Annotated in this window: 17 protein-coding genes; 4 read left to right on the plus strand and 13 right to left on the minus strand. The window is 59.9% G+C overall.

Going from position 1 to position 17,532, the window contains the following annotated elements; all coding sequences use genetic code 11:
* Window positions 1-41: 41 nt before the first annotated feature.
* Window positions 42-968 carry a calcium/sodium antiporter gene (locus ACFWW2_RS10115; protein WP_393927902.1) on the minus strand — a complete coding sequence of 309 codons (927 nt, stop codon included), beginning with the start codon at window positions 966-968 and terminating at the stop codon, window positions 42-44.
* 100 nt (window positions 969-1,068) lie between these two features.
* Window positions 1,069-2,694, minus strand: a complete 1,626-nt coding sequence (locus tag ACFWW2_RS10120) for a SulP family inorganic anion transporter (protein ID WP_393927903.1) — start codon at window positions 2,692-2,694, stop codon at window positions 1,069-1,071.
* A 174-nt stretch (window positions 2,695-2,868) separates the two neighbouring features.
* Here ACFWW2_RS10120 and ACFWW2_RS10125 point away from each other — a divergent pair, with 174 nt between their 5' ends.
* Both ACFWW2_RS10125 and ACFWW2_RS10130 read left to right on the plus strand, forming a co-directional pair.
* The gene (locus ACFWW2_RS10125; protein WP_393927904.1) at window positions 2,869-3,735 is read left to right on the plus strand and encodes an S-methyl-5'-thioadenosine phosphorylase; all 867 of its coding nucleotides are present in this window, start codon (window positions 2,869-2,871) and stop codon (window positions 3,733-3,735) included.
* Window positions 3,736-3,745: 10 nt separating this feature from the next.
* Window positions 3,746-4,276, plus strand: a complete 531-nt coding sequence (locus tag ACFWW2_RS10130; protein WP_393927905.1) for an adenine phosphoribosyltransferase — start codon at window positions 3,746-3,748, stop codon at window positions 4,274-4,276.
* A gap of 14 nt (window positions 4,277-4,290) precedes the next feature.
* Here ACFWW2_RS10130 and ACFWW2_RS10135 read toward each other — a convergent pair whose 3' ends face one another.
* The 11 genes from ACFWW2_RS10135 to ACFWW2_RS10185 form a co-directional block, all read right to left on the minus strand.
* Window positions 4,291-4,446, minus strand: coding sequence for a hypothetical protein (locus ACFWW2_RS10135; RefSeq protein WP_393927906.1), 156 nt, complete (start codon window positions 4,444-4,446; stop codon window positions 4,291-4,293).
* A 107-nt stretch (window positions 4,447-4,553) separates the two neighbouring features.
* A complete protein-coding gene (locus ACFWW2_RS10140; protein WP_393927907.1) occupies window positions 4,554-5,966 on the minus strand; it encodes an FAD-binding oxidoreductase in 1,413 nt (470 codons plus the stop codon).
* A gap of 58 nt (window positions 5,967-6,024) precedes the next feature.
* The gene (locus ACFWW2_RS10145; protein ID WP_393927908.1) at window positions 6,025-7,149 is read right to left on the minus strand and encodes a cobalamin-independent methionine synthase II family protein; all 1,125 of its coding nucleotides are present in this window, start codon (window positions 7,147-7,149) and stop codon (window positions 6,025-6,027) included.
* Between the two features lie 85 nt (window positions 7,150-7,234).
* Window positions 7,235-8,200 carry a cupin domain-containing protein gene (locus ACFWW2_RS10150; RefSeq protein WP_393927909.1) on the minus strand — a complete coding sequence of 322 codons (966 nt, stop codon included), beginning with the start codon at window positions 8,198-8,200 and terminating at the stop codon, window positions 7,235-7,237.
* Window positions 8,201-8,287: 87 nt separating this feature from the next.
* Window positions 8,288-9,268, minus strand: coding sequence for an ester cyclase (locus ACFWW2_RS10155; protein ID WP_393927910.1), 981 nt, complete (start codon window positions 9,266-9,268; stop codon window positions 8,288-8,290).
* Entirely contained in the window at window positions 9,265-10,278 is a 1,014-nt protein-coding gene (locus tag ACFWW2_RS10160) for a LacI family DNA-binding transcriptional regulator (protein WP_393927911.1), read from the minus strand. Before ACFWW2_RS10160 ends, ACFWW2_RS10155 begins: the two co-directional genes overlap by 4 nt.
* Window positions 10,278-11,042: an SDR family NAD(P)-dependent oxidoreductase gene (locus ACFWW2_RS10165; RefSeq protein WP_393927912.1), complete on the minus strand. Its 765-nt coding sequence runs from the start codon at window positions 11,040-11,042 to the stop codon at window positions 10,278-10,280. The genes ACFWW2_RS10160 and ACFWW2_RS10165 overlap by 1 nt, the downstream gene beginning before the upstream one ends.
* A 53-nt stretch (window positions 11,043-11,095) precedes the next feature.
* On the minus strand, window positions 11,096-12,406 hold the full coding sequence (hisD, locus tag ACFWW2_RS10170) for a histidinol dehydrogenase (RefSeq protein ID WP_393927913.1): 1,311 nt from the start codon (window positions 12,404-12,406) through the stop codon (window positions 11,096-11,098).
* Window positions 12,407-12,419: 13 nt separating this feature from the next.
* Complete coding sequence (locus ACFWW2_RS10175; protein ID WP_393927914.1) at window positions 12,420-13,430, minus strand: hypothetical protein; 1,011 nt, start codon at window positions 13,428-13,430, stop codon at window positions 12,420-12,422.
* The gene (locus ACFWW2_RS10180) at window positions 13,430-13,921 is read right to left on the minus strand and encodes an ester cyclase (protein ID WP_393927915.1); all 492 of its coding nucleotides are present in this window, start codon (window positions 13,919-13,921) and stop codon (window positions 13,430-13,432) included. Before ACFWW2_RS10180 ends, ACFWW2_RS10175 begins: the two co-directional genes overlap by 1 nt.
* Complete coding sequence (locus ACFWW2_RS10185) at window positions 13,918-14,964, minus strand: ABC transporter ATP-binding protein (protein ID WP_393927916.1); 1,047 nt, start codon at window positions 14,962-14,964, stop codon at window positions 13,918-13,920. The genes ACFWW2_RS10180 and ACFWW2_RS10185 overlap by 4 nt, the downstream gene beginning before the upstream one ends.
* Before the next feature lie 229 nt (window positions 14,965-15,193).
* Here ACFWW2_RS10185 and ACFWW2_RS10190 point away from each other — a divergent pair, with 229 nt between their 5' ends.
* Both ACFWW2_RS10190 and ACFWW2_RS10195 read left to right on the plus strand, forming a co-directional pair.
* Window positions 15,194-16,432: an ABC transporter substrate-binding protein gene (locus ACFWW2_RS10190; protein ID WP_393927917.1), complete on the plus strand. Its 1,239-nt coding sequence runs from the start codon at window positions 15,194-15,196 to the stop codon at window positions 16,430-16,432.
* A 65-nt stretch (window positions 16,433-16,497) separates the two neighbouring features.
* Complete coding sequence (locus tag ACFWW2_RS10195; protein WP_393927918.1) at window positions 16,498-17,523, plus strand: carbohydrate ABC transporter permease; 1,026 nt, start codon at window positions 16,498-16,500, stop codon at window positions 17,521-17,523.
* Window positions 17,524-17,532: the final 9 nt, after the last annotated feature.

A 17,532-nucleotide genomic window follows, 5' to 3' on the forward strand; every position in this document is an offset into this window, starting at 1 on the left:
AAAAAACCGACAACGGTAAATCGACTGAGCTTTTTGCCCGCTTACGTCCCTATGACAAGTACGGCGGTATATCCGGCATAGGCCAGCACCATCAGAACGCCTGCCAGTCGGGTGATGCGACCAAAGGCCAGCATGATCGCAGCCGGGGCCAATGCCGCGCCAACAAGCACCCAAAGGCTGAGCCCTTGCATATCTGCAGGCACGTCAAGCGGATGCACCACAGCCGTGATCCCCAGAATGCCCAACACGTTGAAGATGTTGGAACCGACGACGTTGCCAACGGCGATGTCACCCTGCCCCTTACGCGCGGCAATGACCGAGGTGACGAGTTCAGGCAACGACGTACCGACGGCCACAACTGTCAGGCCGATGACAGCGTTCGACACATTGAAGGCCGCCGCGATAGCACTCGCCCCATCGACCAGCAGCTTTGCCCCGATCAGCACACCGACAAGACCGGCGAGAAAGAAGCCAAAGCCATACCAGAGCGGCTTTTTCTCGGTCGGGATATCGGCGACCGGCTCCAGCTGTCCCTGCCGCAGGGTCGTAAACAGATAGATCGCCAACAGCACAACGCAGACCAGCCCGGCGACCCGACCGACCTGCCCCATCAGCATCAGGCCGGCGCACAAGGCGGTCACGCCAAGCATGATCCAGCCATCCCGGCCAATGACGGCACCGGCTACAACAGGGGCGATCACCGCAGAAAGACCCAGGATCAGCAGGATATTGGCGATATTGCTACCCACCACATTGCCCAGCGCGATACCGGGCAAGCCGTCGAAGGCAGCGATCAGGCTGGTCATCAATTCCGGCACGGAGGTCCCGAAACCGACCAGCGTCAGGCCAATCACCAGCGGGGAAAGCCCGACGCGCGTGGCCACGGCCACGGACCCGCGCACCAGCGCATCGCCACCAAGGACCAGGGCCGTCAGGCCGCCCAGAACGAAAAGGATATCAACCAGCATGGGTGATCCATCCGGGGCCAGAAACTGCAACGATCTGCCGCGCCGCTGGCCTGCCGGACGCGCACGGGATTTATGATGTCACAGAGACCGTTTCAAGGACTCAATGGCTCCCGATAATCCCGGTTTTTACGCTATAGTCCACGGCCAGCGCATAGTCGGGATCATCGTCACTATCGATCATCAAATGCCCGGCCTTCGACAAGAGCTGATGGCAGTCGCGACTGAGGTGGCGCAACTGGATCACCTTGCCTGCGTCTTCGTATCGCTGGGCCACCGCCTCGATCGCTTGCAGGGCGGATTGGTCGGCGACACGACTGGCCGCAAAGTCGACGATCACCACATCCGGGTCGCTTTCCACATCGAAGATTTCCATGAACCCGTCAGCAGAACCAAAGAACAGCGGCCCCTGAATTTCATAGACCTGCGCGCCTGCCTCAGTCCGGCTTTCGCGCTTGATGGCGTGGATGCGTGTTGCGTTGCTCCACGCATAGGCGAGGGCCGAGACGATCACACCAACGACCACCGCCGTTGCAAGGTCGGTCGCTACTGTCACGATGGTCACAAGGATCGTCACAAATGCATCCGTGCGCGGCACCTTGCGCAGGATACGCAAGGAGTTCCATGCAAACGTCCCAATCACCACCATGAACATCACGCCCACTAGTGCGGCCAGCGGGATTTGACCAATCAACCCGCTTGCAAACAGAATGAAGGCCAGCAGAAACAGCGCCGCCGCAACGCCCGCCACACGGGTGCGCCCGCCGGATTTCACGTTGATCATCGACTGACCGATCATGGCACAACCGCCCATCCCGCCAAAGAATCCCGTCACCGTATTTGCAGCCCCCTGGGCCAGACATTCCTGGCTTGCCCCGCCACGCTTGCCCGTCATCTCACCCACAAGGTTCAGGGTCAGCAGGCTTTCGATCAGACCAATGGCGGCAAGGATCAGGGCGTATGGCAGAATGATCTCAAACGTGTCCCAATTCAGCGGGACCATGGGGACGTGGAAGGGCGGCAAGCCGCCCTCAATGCTCGCCAGATCAGCGACGAGCGGTGTATCCAGACCAAAGCCGATCACGATGGCGGCCACGATGCCGATCCCGGCAAGCGGGGCGGGGATAACATTGGTGATCTTGGGCATCACCCAGATGATCAACATGGTCAGCCCGGTCAGCCCAAGCATAAGGTAAAGTGGGATGCCCGTCAGCCAATCGCCATTGGCCATCCCATGCCCGCCACCACCATGGGCCGTGCCGGGCACCTGAAACTGGCCCAGTTGGGCCAGGAAAATCACAATCGCCAGACCGTTCACAAAGCCCAGCATCACCGGATGCGGCACCAGCCGGATAAACTTGCCCCAACGCATGATGCCCACAAAAATCTGGATCAGTCCCATCAGGACAACGGTCGCGAACAGGTATTCAACCCCATGCTGGGCGACGAGGCTGACCATGACCACCGCCAGCGCACCTGTGGCCCCCGAAATCATCCCCGGACGCCCACCAAACAGCGCGGTGATCAGCCCTACGATAAAGGCGGCATAAAGCCCCACCAGCGGTTCCACCCCCGCGACAAAGGCAAAGGCCACGGCCTCTGGCACCAGCGCCAAGGCGACGGTCAAGCCGGACAGGATTTCGGTCTTCAACTGCGACGGCGTCAGCGGCGCGTCAGGGTCGCGAAGGGAAAGACTGTCGGCGAAACTCGCCAATAATGCGCGGGCCATAGAATGTCCTGTCGATAAAGGGGGTGTTGGCGCCGCCCTAAAGGACGCGAGGACCCTTGTCACCCCTGCAATCGGCCCCGTGACGCAGTGTTGCTGCATCGGCACGGCGCGCGGGGTTCACTTTTCATTCATTCCAATCCAGTGTCCTGCAGGCAGGTTAACACGAGGTAACCAATGAAAACCAAAATCGGAATCATCGGTGGCTCCGGCATCTACAATATGGATGGGCTGCAGGACGCCGAATGGGTCAGTCAAGACAGTCCATGGGGCCAGCCATCTGACAATATCCTGACGGGCGTTCTGGATGGTGTTCCCATGGCCTTCCTGCCCCGGCACGGGCGCGGGCATGTGCATTCGCCGACGACGGTCCCCTATCGCGCCAATATCGACGCGATGAAGCGCCTGGGTGTGACCGATATCATCAGCGTCAGCGCCTGCGGATCGTTTCGCGAAGACATGGCACCGGGTGATTTTGTCATCGTGGATCAGTTCATCGACCGGACCTTCGCCCGCGAAAAATCATTCTTCGGCACCGGCTGTGTGGCCCATGTCAGCGTGGCCCATCCGACCTGCGAACGGCTGTCAGACGCCTGCGAAACCGCTGGACGCGATGCAGGGATCACGATCCACCGGGGCGGCACCTACCTGGCTATGGAAGGCCCGCAATTCTCATCCCAGGCCGAAAGCAAGCTCTACCGCGAATGGGGCTGTCATGTGATCGGGATGACCAACATGCCAGAGGCAAAACTCGCCCGCGAAGCCGAGATTTGCTATGCCTCCATCGCGATGGTCACCGATTACGACGGTTGGCACCCCGATCATGGGGCTGTCGATGTCAGCGATGTGATCAAAATACTGCAGGGCAACGGGACCAAGGCACAAGACCTCGTCAGCCGCCTGCCCGCACTTCTCGGGCCAGACCGCGCATTCTGCCCCCATGGCTGCGACCGCGCGCTGGAATACGCCCTGATGACCGCCCCCGACAAACGGGACCCTGCCCTGACCGCAAAACTCGACGCCATCGCCGGCCGCGTTCTTTGAAAGAGTATCCATGAAAACCGTCCAGGACTACATTCGCACCATCCCTGATTTCCCGCATGAGGGGATCATGTTTCGTGATGTCACCACGTTGTTCGGTGATGCGCGCGGTTTCCGTATCGCCATTGATCAGTTGCTGCACCCTTACGCAGGCCAACCGATTGACAAGGTGGTCGGGCTGGAGGCGCGAGGTTTCATCCTTGGGGGTGCCATCGCCCACCAATTGTCCGTCGGCTTTGTACCAATCCGTAAAAAGGGCAAACTGCCCGGCAAAACGATCGAACAGGCCTACAAGCTGGAATATGGCGAGGCGATCATGGAGGTCCATGACGATGCCCTGCAAGCGGGCGAAAAGGTCCTGCTGGTCGACGATCTACTCGCCACCGGCGGCACGGCAGAGGCGGGGATCAAGCTGATCGAACGGATGGGGGCAGAGGTGATCGGCTGCGCCTTCATCATCGACCTGCCCGATCTGGGCGGGCGCAAGAAGCTGGAAGCGTTGGACATGAATGTCCACGCACTGTGCGAATTCGAGGGCGACTGAGCCTCCGGCGGGAGTTATTGGGGAAGAAAGAAGTCAGGAGATGCGCGCGACCCCGTTGTCCGGTCCAGACTGACCTGATTAAGGTCCGGACGCCGCGCGACTTCTCCCTTCACGGCCACCAACTCTCCAGCCTGTGCCGCATCACGACCGTCCCAGAACAAGGTTAACATCTTCTTTCTTCCCCAATAACTCCCGCCGGAGGCATCTGTGCTTTCAACACTGCGCAACGGTTGTTCCTCACACCAAAAATGTCGTGCGCCGCAGGCGCTCCTTTTGGTCAAACTTGGCGCAGAACGGCACCGGGGTTCATGATGCCCAAAGGGTCCAGCGCGTCTTTGATGGCGCGCAGCATGGATAGCTTAACCGGGTCGCCATAGTGTTCCAGATCATCCACCTTCAACCGTCCGATCCCGTGTTCGGCGCTCACCGATCCGTCCATTGCGTGGACCATATCATGTACCACTTCCTTCACGCGCGGCCGTTCTGCCTCGTAATCCGCGCGGGTCCGCCCAGGCATGGGAAAGATGTTGTAATGCAGGTTGCCGTCACCCAGATGGCCAAAGCAGTTGATGCGGAATGCCCCCACTTCGGCCAACGCCTGCTTGCCGCGCTGGATGAATTCGGGGATCGCGCTGAGCGGGACCGAGATATCGTGTGAACTGACCGATCCGATCCGACGGTTCGCCTCTGGAATGCTTTCGCGGATGTGCCAGAACGCATCGCGCTGCGCGTGGCTTTGCGCGATGACGCCATCCGTGACCAGTTCGGCCTCAAAAGCCGCTTCGAAAAGCCCTTCCAGCGCCGCTTCGGGCGGCAGCCCGGCTGGCAGACCGACGTCGATCAAGACGCACCATTCGGGGATATTATCAAAGGGCTGTTTCACCTCGGGCCCGACTTCTGCCAAAAAATCAAAGCCTTGCCGATGCATGATCTCAAATGCGGAAATCCCGTCGCCGATCCGCTCACCCGCCATGGCCAGCAGGTCCAGCGCAGCCGCAGGCGAAGGCACCGCCATCATCGCGGCCCCCACACCAACCGGGCGGGGGGCCAGTTTCAGCGCGGCCCCGGTGATGATGCCCAGCGTCCCTTCCGCCCCGATCATCAGGTTGCGCAGATCATAGCCGGTATTGTCCTTGCGCAGCCGCGTCAGCCCGTGCCAGATCGTCCCATCAGGGCGCACGACCTCCAGCCCCAGGCATTGCGCGCGGGCATTTCCGTAGCGCAGCACATTCACTCCGCCCGCATTGGTGGACAAAAGCCCGCCGATCCGTGCCGATCCTTCAGACGCAAGCGACAGCGGGAACAGCCGCCCCACACCTTCGGCCGCCTTCTGCACATCCGCTAGGATCACACCGGCGTCACAAACCAGAACGTTTTCAGATGGATAGATATCGCGGATGCGGTTCATCCGTTCGAGTGACAACACAACCGGCGCAGGCCCATCCTGCAAAAGTTGCCCGCCGACAAGGCCGGTGCCGCCGCTATAGGGGACGATGCCAATCCGCGCGTCGGCGCAGGCTTTCACGACCGCTGCAACGTCCTCTGTCGTGCCGGGGGCGATCACAAGCCCCTGCCCAGCCCAGCGCCCGCGCGGTTCGGTCAGGTAGGGGGCGCTGTCATCCTTGAAGGCGGCGGCGGGCAGCATCGCGCGCAATTGCGCTTCAAAAGCATCGGTGACGGGGTTGAGCATGTCATGGGTCCTTTCAGCCCATTACATGGGCCAAAAGGCAGGTCAGTCCAATCGGATTTTACTGCGCCAGTGCCGCACCCTCGGCCAATGCGCCCAACTTCGCATAGGCGATCTCGGGGTCGACAGCGCCGAAGCCGGCGAAGGTGCCAAAACCGCAGTCGGAGCCAGCAATCACACGATCCGCGCCAACGATTTCCACAAATCTTCCAATACGTTGCGCGACCAGTTCCGGATGCTCGACAAAATTTGTTGTCGTATCCACCACACCGGGCACCAAAACCTTACCATCCGGTATATCGCCCGCACGGTCGCGGAAAACGGTCCATTCATGGCCATGGCGGGGGTTTGACGTCTCGAACAGCACGTAACGCGATTTGGTGGACATCAGCGTGTCAAACATCTTGGACATCGGAATATCGCAGACATGCGGCCCCTCGTAATTGCCCCAGCAGATATGCACGCGCACCTTGTCCTCTGGCACGTCGGCCAGCGCGTGGTTCAGCGCCTCCACATGGGAGGCGGCGATTTTAAGGAATTCATCATCTGACAAATCGTTAAACAACATGTGACGCGACAGTGCGAGGTCGGGGCAGTCGAGTTGCAGATCGAGGCCCGAAGCCACGATCGTCTCATACTCCGCCTTCATCGCATCGGCGAGGGCAGCCAGATACGCCTCGCGGGTTTTGTAGTAATCGTTCTGCAAAAACAATGAGATAACACCGGGGGACGCCGCATTCATAAAGCCCTGTTTCGCCCCGTGTTCGGCCATTGCGGCCTTGAGATTGGCGATATCCTTTTCCAATTCGCCTTGCCCTTTTGACTTCACCTCGTCCACGCACATCGGGCGCGCGTATTTCGGGGTGCCGCCGTCATCGGCTAAACGTTTGAGAAAGCTGGGGAATTGTTTCAGATCAGCGGGCGCATTGCGAGGGCTGTCGCCATCGAAACCGGTGTAACGATCCTTGACGTATGTGGCGTATGATATCTTGGAAGTCTCGCCATCGCTGACGATATCAATCCCTGCATCCACCTGTTTTTTCACGGTTTCCGAGACCGCCGCCGTCATCGCCGCATCAAAGGCACCTTGATCATAGGCCTCGCCATTTTCGCGGGCGAAGATGAAATCGACGACCTCTTGCGTGCGCGGCAGAGAGCCTGTGTGGGTTGTTAAGACTTTGGCCATTTTGGCATTTCCTTCCTGTCGGCATCGCGTCGGATTTGCGTCGGCAAAACGTCGGACCCCAACGTACGGTGGGGGTCGTTAACCATTAACCTGTCCATGTTGGTCCGGCAGCATCATCGGTAGCCACGATATGGAACAGGCTGGCCTCACCGGTCATGGCGGGCACGGCGGTGTGCATCAGGTTTTCGGGAACGGATACGGTATCGCCGGGGTTCAGTGTGGCCTCGCCGCCTTCCCAGATCAGCCGCCAATGCCCACGCATCGGCATCAGGACAGACGGGCGATCATGCTGATGCATATCCGTGGTGGATGAGGCACGGGTCAGGAACCCGACCTCGAACCCCGGCTTGTCTGGCAGCATTCCGTTTTCGCCGATCACGAGGGCCGGTTTGCGGTCTGCCATCGCCACCATATCCAAGTAGCGGGCGACGTGGCGCGGGATCACGTCAGTCGTGGTCGGCTCCGGGTAGCCCGCCAATTCCTCCTCGGTCAGCAACGGCATCGGCTTGACGCCATCTGGCAGGCTTTGGCCCTTCTTGCTGTCATATAGCTTGCCGTTCTCGCCCAGCACCAACCCATGGTCTGTCGCGTCCTCGATTACCTGCGGCGCCCAGATCACGCCGCCACCCGCATCATCACCGCCAAGGATCGCCATGATCATCCCGTAATCGGTGCCGATATTTTCAAATCCCCGGAAGATGCCGGTGGGAATGTTGATGATGTCCCCTTCTTCCAGCACGACCTCACCCGCGTTGCCGTAGCGACCCCAGAAGAACCGCCAGCGGCCTTTGAGCACGAAAAAGACTTCGGCCGTGCGGTGACTGTGCAGCGAGTTGCGGCATTTCGGCGGCTGGCCTGCGGCGCCGATGTTGAAACCATGCGGGATAGCGATATGGACATGCTGATCGGGGCTTTCGGACACGCCGCCGCCGATAATGGTGAAGTTTTCCTTTTGATCAGAGCCCGGCGTATGCGCATCAATAAACGCGGTCTTGCAGGGTTGGAGATCACCATAGCGGACAATGCGATGTTCCATCTCTTGCGGTGTCATCTCGTCTTTTCCTTACGCCGTCCCGGACTTGATCCGGGACCTCTTGGTGAAATTTTGTCGAGGTCCCGGGTCAAGCCCGGGACGATGTTACGCTTGCATCAGGATCTGTTTCCAGATCGCGATTTCATCATAAAGCGCCCATTCGCGCCGTAGCCCGACACCATCCGGCCCGTAGGGTCCGAATTCGGCGTGGCATATGCCCATCACATGCACATGTGCGCCCGTCGGTTCGCCAAAACTGCCCCAGCCGTCATGTGCACCGTCCAGCGACCAGCGGATGGCAGCGCGCGGGGGCAGCATGTTACCTTCCATCCCGATCTGGTGATGGATCTTGAACTCCGCATGGGGAAAAGACGACCGCAGCCCGACCCAGAATTCCAGCACGTCATCCCAGCCAACGGCCCGTTTCGCCCCGGCATATGCGCCGATCACCGCCCGGTCATAGCTGTCGCGGATATGGGTGAAATCGTGGTTCATGATCCGGGTCAGCATGTTGGCATAACGCTGACCCCATTCATTGTCATTGCCGGTGCCATGATAGCCGCCATCCACGTCGATGGCCGGGGTGAAAGGCTTGTTGGCCGTCTCTGGCCCGCCTTCGCGTGCGATCAGGGAGGCTGCATAGTCGCGCGGGTCCATCCCCAGTTGCCGCACGATCCCGCCATAGTCGCGCACAAGCCATTCATCATAAATCGTGTCCTCTTTCGCTGCACAATCGGCGATGACGTAAACCTGCCAGTGTTTGCCGGTCGCCGGCCCAAATTGCCCGTCGCGCGTATGGGTGGCTTTGGTCAGTAGCCGGTGCGATGACAGGTAGCCAGTGTCTGCATCACCCGACCAGATCACGTCTTCGCCCAGCAACTCCCGATCCGGAAATTCGTTAATCGTGGCCATGGTTGAGGCGATCACCGCCTGATTGCCGCGCTGGATGCCCATGGGCGACCGCACGGGGATATCAGGGGCGTAGTAATGGTTCAGCGTGCCGACGCCGCGATCTTCCCAAATCTCTTTGGTGATCCCGATGATGTAGTCAGGGAAATCTTTCCAGCGGCTGGAAAAACCTTTCATGATGGCAGTCCTTCGGGAATACGGGTTGAGCCGCGCTGGATCAGCGGGCTTTCAATCTCGATCCGGCGGGCGGGGACACCCGGGTCATTGATACGGGTCAGAAGCGCGGTGATTGTCGCCTCGACCATCCGGTTCACCGGCTGGCGCATGGTGGTCAGGTTATAGGCGGGCCAAGCCGCCAGCGGCACGTCATCGTAGCCCACGACGGCGACGTCATCCGGCACCCGCAGGCCCAGATGGCTGCGCAGCGTATCCATGACGGCAAAGGCCATGTGATCATTGCCCACGAAAATCGCATCGGGCGGGTCGGCTTGCAGCATCAGCTTGCGGGTGGCAGCGGCCGCTGTGTCACGGTCATATCTGCCGTCAATCACTTGCGGTTTCACCCCGGCCTCGGCCAGCGCTGCGCAAAACCCGTCATGCCGGTCCCGCCCCGTTGATGACCCCTGCCAGCCGCTGATATGGGCGATGTTGCGGTGCCCGCAGGCCAGCAGGAATTCCGCCACCTTGCGCCCGCCATCCACATTTGCCGAGGTCACCGAAGACACATGATCCCCATCCTGCCCCCGATTGAACATCACCACCGGAATACCGGCCGCCGCGCACCGGTTGGTCAGGTCGTTGGTCATGCCGACCGATGCGGTGATGATCCCGTCGACCTGATAGTCGAGCAGTTCCTTCATCACCTCTTCTACATCGTCCCGGCTGTTGTCCGCGGTGAAGACGAGGATATGATAGCCCTGTTCCTGCAATGCGTTCGACAGCCGCTCCATTGCCAATGGATAGAACTGGTTGTCGAGATAGGCGACGACCAGTCCGATGATCCGGCTTTTGCCGGTGATCATCGCCCGCGCCATCATATTGGGGCGATAGCCGAGCTCCTCTGCCGCCTTGCGCACTTTTTCGATGGTCTTGGCACTGGCCGATGCACCCGGCGTGAAAACCCGGCTGACCGCCGATTGGCTGACCCCGGCCAGTTCGGCCACCTGCAATGATGTTACCTTTTCCATTAATCCGCCGTCCATCCGCCATCAATCAGCATATGGGTGCCCGTCATGAGGGCGGAGGCGTCTGACGCAAGATAGACGACAGGCCCCATGATATCGGCCACTTCACCGACCCGTCCCAGTTTGATCTTTTCGGTGATCCATTTGACCCGGTCGGGGTTGTTGAAGGTCGGTTCGGTGAGCGGGGTCCGGATGAAAGTCGGGCAGATCGTGTTGACCCTGATGCCGTGGTGGCCCCATTCGATTGCCATCGCCTTGGTGAAGCCCTCAACAGCATGTTTGGTGGCGCAATAGACCGCACGGTCGATGCCGCCCACATAGGCCATCTGGCTGGAGATATTGATCAGGCTGCCGGGTTTGCCTGCGGCGATCAACCCCTTGGCCACCGCCCGAGTCAGGAAATAGGCGCCTTTGATGTTGAGGTTTGCGACAGCGTCGAAATCCGCCTCGGTTGTTTCGGTGGCGGGAGAATGGATCGCCAGTCCGGCCGAGTTGACGAGGATGTCAAACGGTCCCGCTTCGGCCACTGCCGCCTCGGTCCCGGCGACGTCCGAAACATCCAATTGCAGCGTTTCCACCTGCATCCCGGCATCGGACATCTGCGCCGCAGCGTTTTGCAACTTGTCGACATTGCGCGCGGCCAGTGTGACCTGCGCGCCTGCCTCCGCCAAAGCGACAGCGCAGCCCAGCCCGATGCCCGATGAGGCCCCGGCGACAAGCGCGCGTTTGCCGGTCAGGCTGAAGGATGGGGTTTGGGGTAAATTCATAAGGGGTCTGCCTTTTGCGGGGATCAAATTCCTAGAAATTTGATCCGGCCCATTTATTCCGCCGCCGTCCCGTAAGCCACGTTCTTGCCTCCGTAACGACGTACCCTGATATTGCATTGTTCGGCGTGGCCCACAAACCCTTCGAGCATGCAAAGCCGCGAGCCGTATTCGCCCACCAGTGTTGCCGCCTCGTCGGTCAGCACCTTCTGGTAGCTGTGGGTTTTGAGGAACTTGCCCACCCACAACCCGCCAGTATAGCGCCCTGCCTTTTTGGTCGGCAGCGTGTGGTTGGTGCCAATCACCTTATCCCCATTGGCCACATTCGTGCGCGGCCCGAGAAACAGCGCGCCATAGCAGGTCATCTTCTCAAGGAACCAGTCGTCGCGGTCGGTCATGACCTGCACGTGTTCGGAGGCGATATCGTCGGCGACCTGCAGCATTTCGTCGTAGGTGTCACACAGGATGACTTCGCCGTAGTCATTCCAGGAGGTGCGGGCGGTTTCGGCTGTGGGCAGGATGTCGAGGATGCGGTCGATCTCCGTCAGGGTCCCGCGCGCGAGTTTTTCGGAATTGGTGACCAGCACGGCAGGCGAGTTGTAACCATGTTCGGCCTGCCCCAAGAGATCGGTGGCGCAGAGTTCCGCATCAACGGTATCGTCAGCGATCACCATCGTCTCGGTTGGTCCTGCGAAAAGGTCGATCCCCACACGCCCAAACAACTGCCGCTTGGCTTCGGCCACAAAGGCGTTGCCGGGGCCGACAATCATGTGGACAGGATCAACGGTTTCGGTGCCCAACGCCATCGCACCGACGGCCTGCATCCCGCCCAGCACGTATATTTCATGCGCGCCACCCAGATGCATGGCAGCGACAATCGCCGGATGCGGTGCGCCGTTTTGCGGTGGGGCGGAGGCGGCGATGCGGGGCACGCCCGCCACCTGCGCCGTCAGCACCGACATATGGGCGGAGGCGACCATCGGAAACTTGCCGCCGGGCACATAGCAACCGACGGATTGGACGGGGATATTCTTGTGGCCCAGGATCACACCGGGCAGCGTTTCGACCTCGATATCTGTCATCGAGGCGCGCTGCGCCTGCGCGAAGTTGCGGATCTGGTCCTGCGCGAACTTGATATCTTCCATGTCACGGGTCGAGACCTTGGCCATGGCAGCTTCGATTTCTGAAGGGGACAGGCGGAAACTGGGGGGAGAGTATTTGTCGAATTTCTCGGACAGGTCGCGTACCGCTGCATCGCCTCGTGTTTCGATATCGGCCAGCGTATCCTCGACGATCTTGCGGACCTTGGCGTCATCCTCGGCCCGTTCGGCCTCGGGCTTGCCGGATTTCAGATAGGTGATTGCCATAGCGAGATACCTTTCAAGCTGCCATACGGGGGCCTGGCGCCACATCATGCTGGCCGGAAAACAGATCAACGCCCATCTGCAACAGAACATCCGGAATATCGACGAAAACCCAGTTTTCGACCAAAAGATCACCTTCGCGGCGCCACCAGTCACAGACCCGCATCAAGAGCGTATCAGTGCTGGGTGGCTGGCCCAGAAATACGTCCTTTCGGACAGCCATGAGTGAGGGCCAGCCCGCGCTCCAGACATAGTCGCCATCGCCCTGGCGGGTCAGATGCCGGGTGACGCCATTGCCTGCGGAGCCGCCGGACCAATGCGAAAAGGCCTGCTCAAAGGGCACCTGAAATCCAGCGAAATTTTCGAGGCCGACAAAGGAACCAAAGGCGGCAGGCCCGTACCAGACCATGTTATCGTGCCAATAGGGGCGCCATGCTTCGTCCGGTGTTGCCAGTTGCCGCAGCATATCCGTGACGAGCGTGGCGGAAACTTCGCTATGCGCCGGGTCGTTTTCATGCAGTTGCAGCCCGTCCTGTGTCGCCGGTCCCCGATGCGGGCTGGTATAGCCCCGGTCGCGCCCCGGGCTGTCGCTGATCGGCCATTGCCCGGCGGCGATCATCAATTCGGGTATGTCCAGATAAATCCAGCTTTCGATGGCCTGCCCGTTTTCCATCCTGTGAAACTCACCGACGCGAAGATATGCCAGCGCGCAGGTCGCCTTGATGCCCAGCCAGTCGCCAGCGAAGTGGCCCACGTAGTAGCCGGTCGCGGTGACCCAATCAGCCCCTTCAAACGCGCCGCCGGTCAGGATGTAATCCCGCCGGAAAAGCCCCTGAAACGCGGTCTGGAGCGGTGACAGGAATCGGGTGATGTAGTCGTCCGGCCCGGACAGATCATTGAAAGGATGGCTGTGATGGATCACCGCGCCCGGTGCGAAGAAGTCGCGCACGGCGTCATGCTGCCCGCCCGGATGCGCAAAGGCGTCGAGATAAGTTTTCAGACGTTGTTTGTTGGCCAGATGTGGCATCATGTTTCCTGGGGTGGGGCCGGTGTCGCGGTCCCGTTGTCGTAGTTTTCCCAGCCATGGCCGCCAAACACATCGACACCAAGCTGCTGCATCACGGATGCGAAATCGACCGAGACCGGGTTATCGGCAATCCGCCCATCCTCGATCCGCCAGAAGTCCATATACGGGATTCTAACCCGCTTGCCGGTGGCGGCGATCCCCATGAAGGTGCCGGAATGTGTCGCCTCGATATGGCCGAAACAGGCCGCCCAATCGCCGTCAGCCAGGAATTTTTCGGTCTTGTAGTCCCGGTCCGTAAAGGCCGCGCGTAGTGGAAACTGCCAGTTGCGCTGGAATTCGGCAATGCCGTGTTTGGTGCCGCAGCCCTGATTGCCCCGCCAGATGAAGTTTTCGGTGAAATAGGGGGTCATATCCATTTCACCGGCGGCCAGACCGGCCTCCATCCGTTTGACGGCGGCCAGCGATGCGGCTGATTGGGTGTCATGGGTCATAGCCGTTCCCCCGACTGCGCGTCGAACAGGTGGCAGATGTCGGCGGGGATATGGGCGCTGACGGGGTCGCCAATTTCGGTGCGATATTCTTTGCCGGATTTGACCGAGATGATCGTGCCCCCGGCCCGCATGGTGACCATCGTCGCCTCGCCCAGAAGTTCCAGTGAATAGACGGTGGAGTTCACCTCGGCCTCGCCGGTGGCGACGCTGGCATCCTCGGCCCGGAAGCCAAGGGTGACAGGGCCGTTATGTGTGTTGGGCAGGCCCGAGATGGTCATGTTCTTGGCGGTGAAGGTGCCATTTTCCAATTTCCCGTCGATCAGGTTCATGGCGGGCGATCCGATGAACCCCGCCACAAAGGTATTGGCCGGGTGGTCGTAGATATCGGTCGGTGTGCCCACCTGCTGGACCACACCCTGGTTCATGACCACAACCCGGTCGGCTAGTGTCATCGCCTCGATCTGGTCGTGGGTGACATAGATCGTGGTCGTCTTGAGTTCATGACTGAGGTTCTTGATCTGTGCGCGGGTCGAAACCCGCAATTTCGCATCGAGATTGGACAGCGGTTCATCCATCAGGAACACGTTGGGTTCGCGCACCACGGCGCGGGCGAGTGCCACCCGCTGGCGTTGTCCGCCGGATAATTCGGCTGGTTTGCGATGCAGGAAGTCGTCCAGTTCCACCATGGCCGAGGCGCGTTTGACCCGGGCGTCATGCTCCGATTGGGGAATGCCCCGCACCTTCAATGGAAAGCGGATGTTTTCGTAGACGTTCATGTTGGGGTAAAGCGCATAGGACTGGAACACCATCGCCACATCGCGGTCCTTGGGGTCCAGATCGTTGATCCGCTTGCCATCGACCAGGATATCGCCGCCCGATGCATCCTCCAGCCCTGCGATCATGCGCATGGTTGTGGTTTTGCCGCAGCCGGAGGGGCCCAGAAGCACAAGAAATTCCTGATCAGCGATGGTCAGATCAAATTCCTTGACCCCCACAAACGACCCCCAGCGTTTGGTCACATTGCGCAGCTGAATTTCGGCCATGCGCGCCCCCTTGCATACGTTTGCAAAAATACTTGCCCGATTCCGGCATTCGCGCAAGCCCCATTCTGAAACCCCGCAAAAGTTCTTGCGTCAGCGCCCGATTTGCCGGTTAATTGCAAACGTATGCAAAACGGATCACGATTCGCGCGTGGCCGAAAGTCGTATGGCGGGTATGATTGCAGCATGGCCTTCAACCGGAACGACTGCACAATTGGGAGAGTAACAGCATATGACGATCATGAAAAATCTGACTCTTGGCACGGCGTTCGCCGCGCTTGGTGCAACATCAGCGCTGGCGGGCGGACACGCCTGTGCCGAAGGCCGCGTGAGCATCGTCGGCAATGAATTCCCGGCGATCCAGTCAGTGGCAGCCGCCGCATTGGAATGTGCGGGCGATACCGCAGAGGCGAACCTGACCGCCGATCACCAGAAGATCAACGTGGCTGGCATGACGGGCAACCCGGCGGAATACACAACGGCTATCGTTGCCAATTCATCCATCGTTGCCCTGATCAACGAAGATGTCATTCGTTCGTTGGATGATCTGGTTGCTGAACATGGTGGCGACATCCCGCAGCAGCAACTGATCACGGTGGATGGCAAGGTCATGGCTGTGGCGTTCATGGCCAATGCCCAGCACCTTGTTTACCGCGAGGACGTGCTGGAACAGATCGGGGCCGATGTGCCCACGTCCTATGAGGACGTGCTTGCCGCCGCTCAGCAAATTCGCGAAGCCGGGATCATGGAACACCCTGTGGGTGGCGCTTATGCCGCTGGCTGGAACCTCGCCCAGGAATTTACCAACATGTATATCGGGACCGGCGGTGAGTTCTTCAAACCCGGCACGGCCGAAGTCAGCATCAACAACGAAAAAGGCGTTGAAGCGCTGGAAATGATGAAGGCCCTGTCGGAATATATGAACCCCGATTTCCTGACACATGACAGCAACGCAACATCTGCCGAATGGGAAGCCGGTAACGTGGCCATGATGAACATGTGGGGCAGCCGGACCGGTGTCTTGATGGATGACGAAGGATCCGCGCCCGAGGTTTATGAAAACACCAAGGTGGGCGGTCCGCTAACCGTCGGCGATAGCGGTGTGCCCGCAACAACGCTGTGGTGGGATGGCTGGACCGTGGCCAAGAATATCAGCGACGAAGACGCTGTGGCGACGTTCAAGGCGATGAAGGCCGGGTCCTCTCCTGACATCCTGAATGACGAGACGATGTCGCAGGCTGTCTGGCTGATGGAAGGGTTTCAGCCGCAGGAAGTGAACGAGGGTGTTCTTGCCTCGGTTGCTGCCGGATCGACCCCCTATCCCATGGTCCCGTTCCAGGGCCTTTTGCACACCGCATTGGGTGATAATATCGCTGACTATCTGCAGGGCAATGAAAGCGCCGAACAGACGCTGGCCGATATCGAGGCGGCCTATACCGCCGCGGCCAGGGAAAACGGCTTCTTGCAGTAAGATCATGATAAAGGGGGCCGCGGCCCCCTTTATCACCGACGACCAGACAGTCCGGGGCAAGCGACATGAAACACAGCACGTTCTTCTGGTTCGTTTTTCCATCCGTGCTGTTGATGATCGCCTTCATCGCCCTGCCCATTGTGTCGGTCGTCACCCAATCGCTTTATTCCAAGCACGAACAGGTCATCATCGTTGTTGAGAACTGCGGCCCGTTCGGCTGCACGCAATCGACCACCGTGGATCAGGCGGCGACAGAGGCCCTGCGCGCCGAGGAGCCATTGGGGAAATGGGCTGGTCTGGATATCTACAAGGATCGCAATCACCTGGCGGTTAATGAGGTCGCAAGCGCATGGGTGAATTCAGACGGGTTGCCCGATTTTGGTAGGACGCTGATGAACCTGCCATTTTACAGCGCGATGGCCTTTACCCTGACCTACACCGCCATCGTGACCCCGCTCACCATTATTTTGGGGTTCTTTATCGCCATTGCGGTCAATTCGGTCGCCCGTCGCTTGCGCGGGCCCACGATCTTTTTCTCGCTTCTGCCGATGATCGTGACCCCGTTGGTGGGGTCACTGATCCTGTTCTGGATGGTCGATGCGCGGGGTATTCTGGGCACCGGTCTGCAATGGCTGGCCAATGATCCGTCTCTGTCGGTCAAGGCCTCAACGCCGCTGATGTGGGCGATGCTGATGGTCTACGGCGTCTGGCATTCGGCCCCTTTCGCCTTCATCGTCTACTACGCGGGCCTGCAAACGGTAAATACCGACACGCTGGAGGCCGCGATGATCGACGGGGCCAGCCGATGGGAACGGATCCGCTATGTCGTGATCCCGCATCTGGTGCCACTGACGACCTTTATCGCCCTGATCCAGTTGATGGATAACTTCCGGGTGTTCGAACCCATCGTCAGTTTCGCGGCGGCGGCCCATGCGACATCGCTATCTTATGCCATCTTCAACGATCTGGGGGGCGAGACGCGGTTGTTGTCATCCGCCGCCGCCACGTCCGTGCTGACGATCGTTTTCGTCGCCATCCTTCTGTCACCCGTCCTTGTGCGCACCTGGCGCGACTTTGGCACGCAAAAGTAAGGGATCACC

This window comes from Yoonia sp. R2-816 (assembly GCF_046762905.1).
Lineage (GTDB): Bacteria > Pseudomonadota > Alphaproteobacteria > Rhodobacterales > Rhodobacteraceae > Yoonia.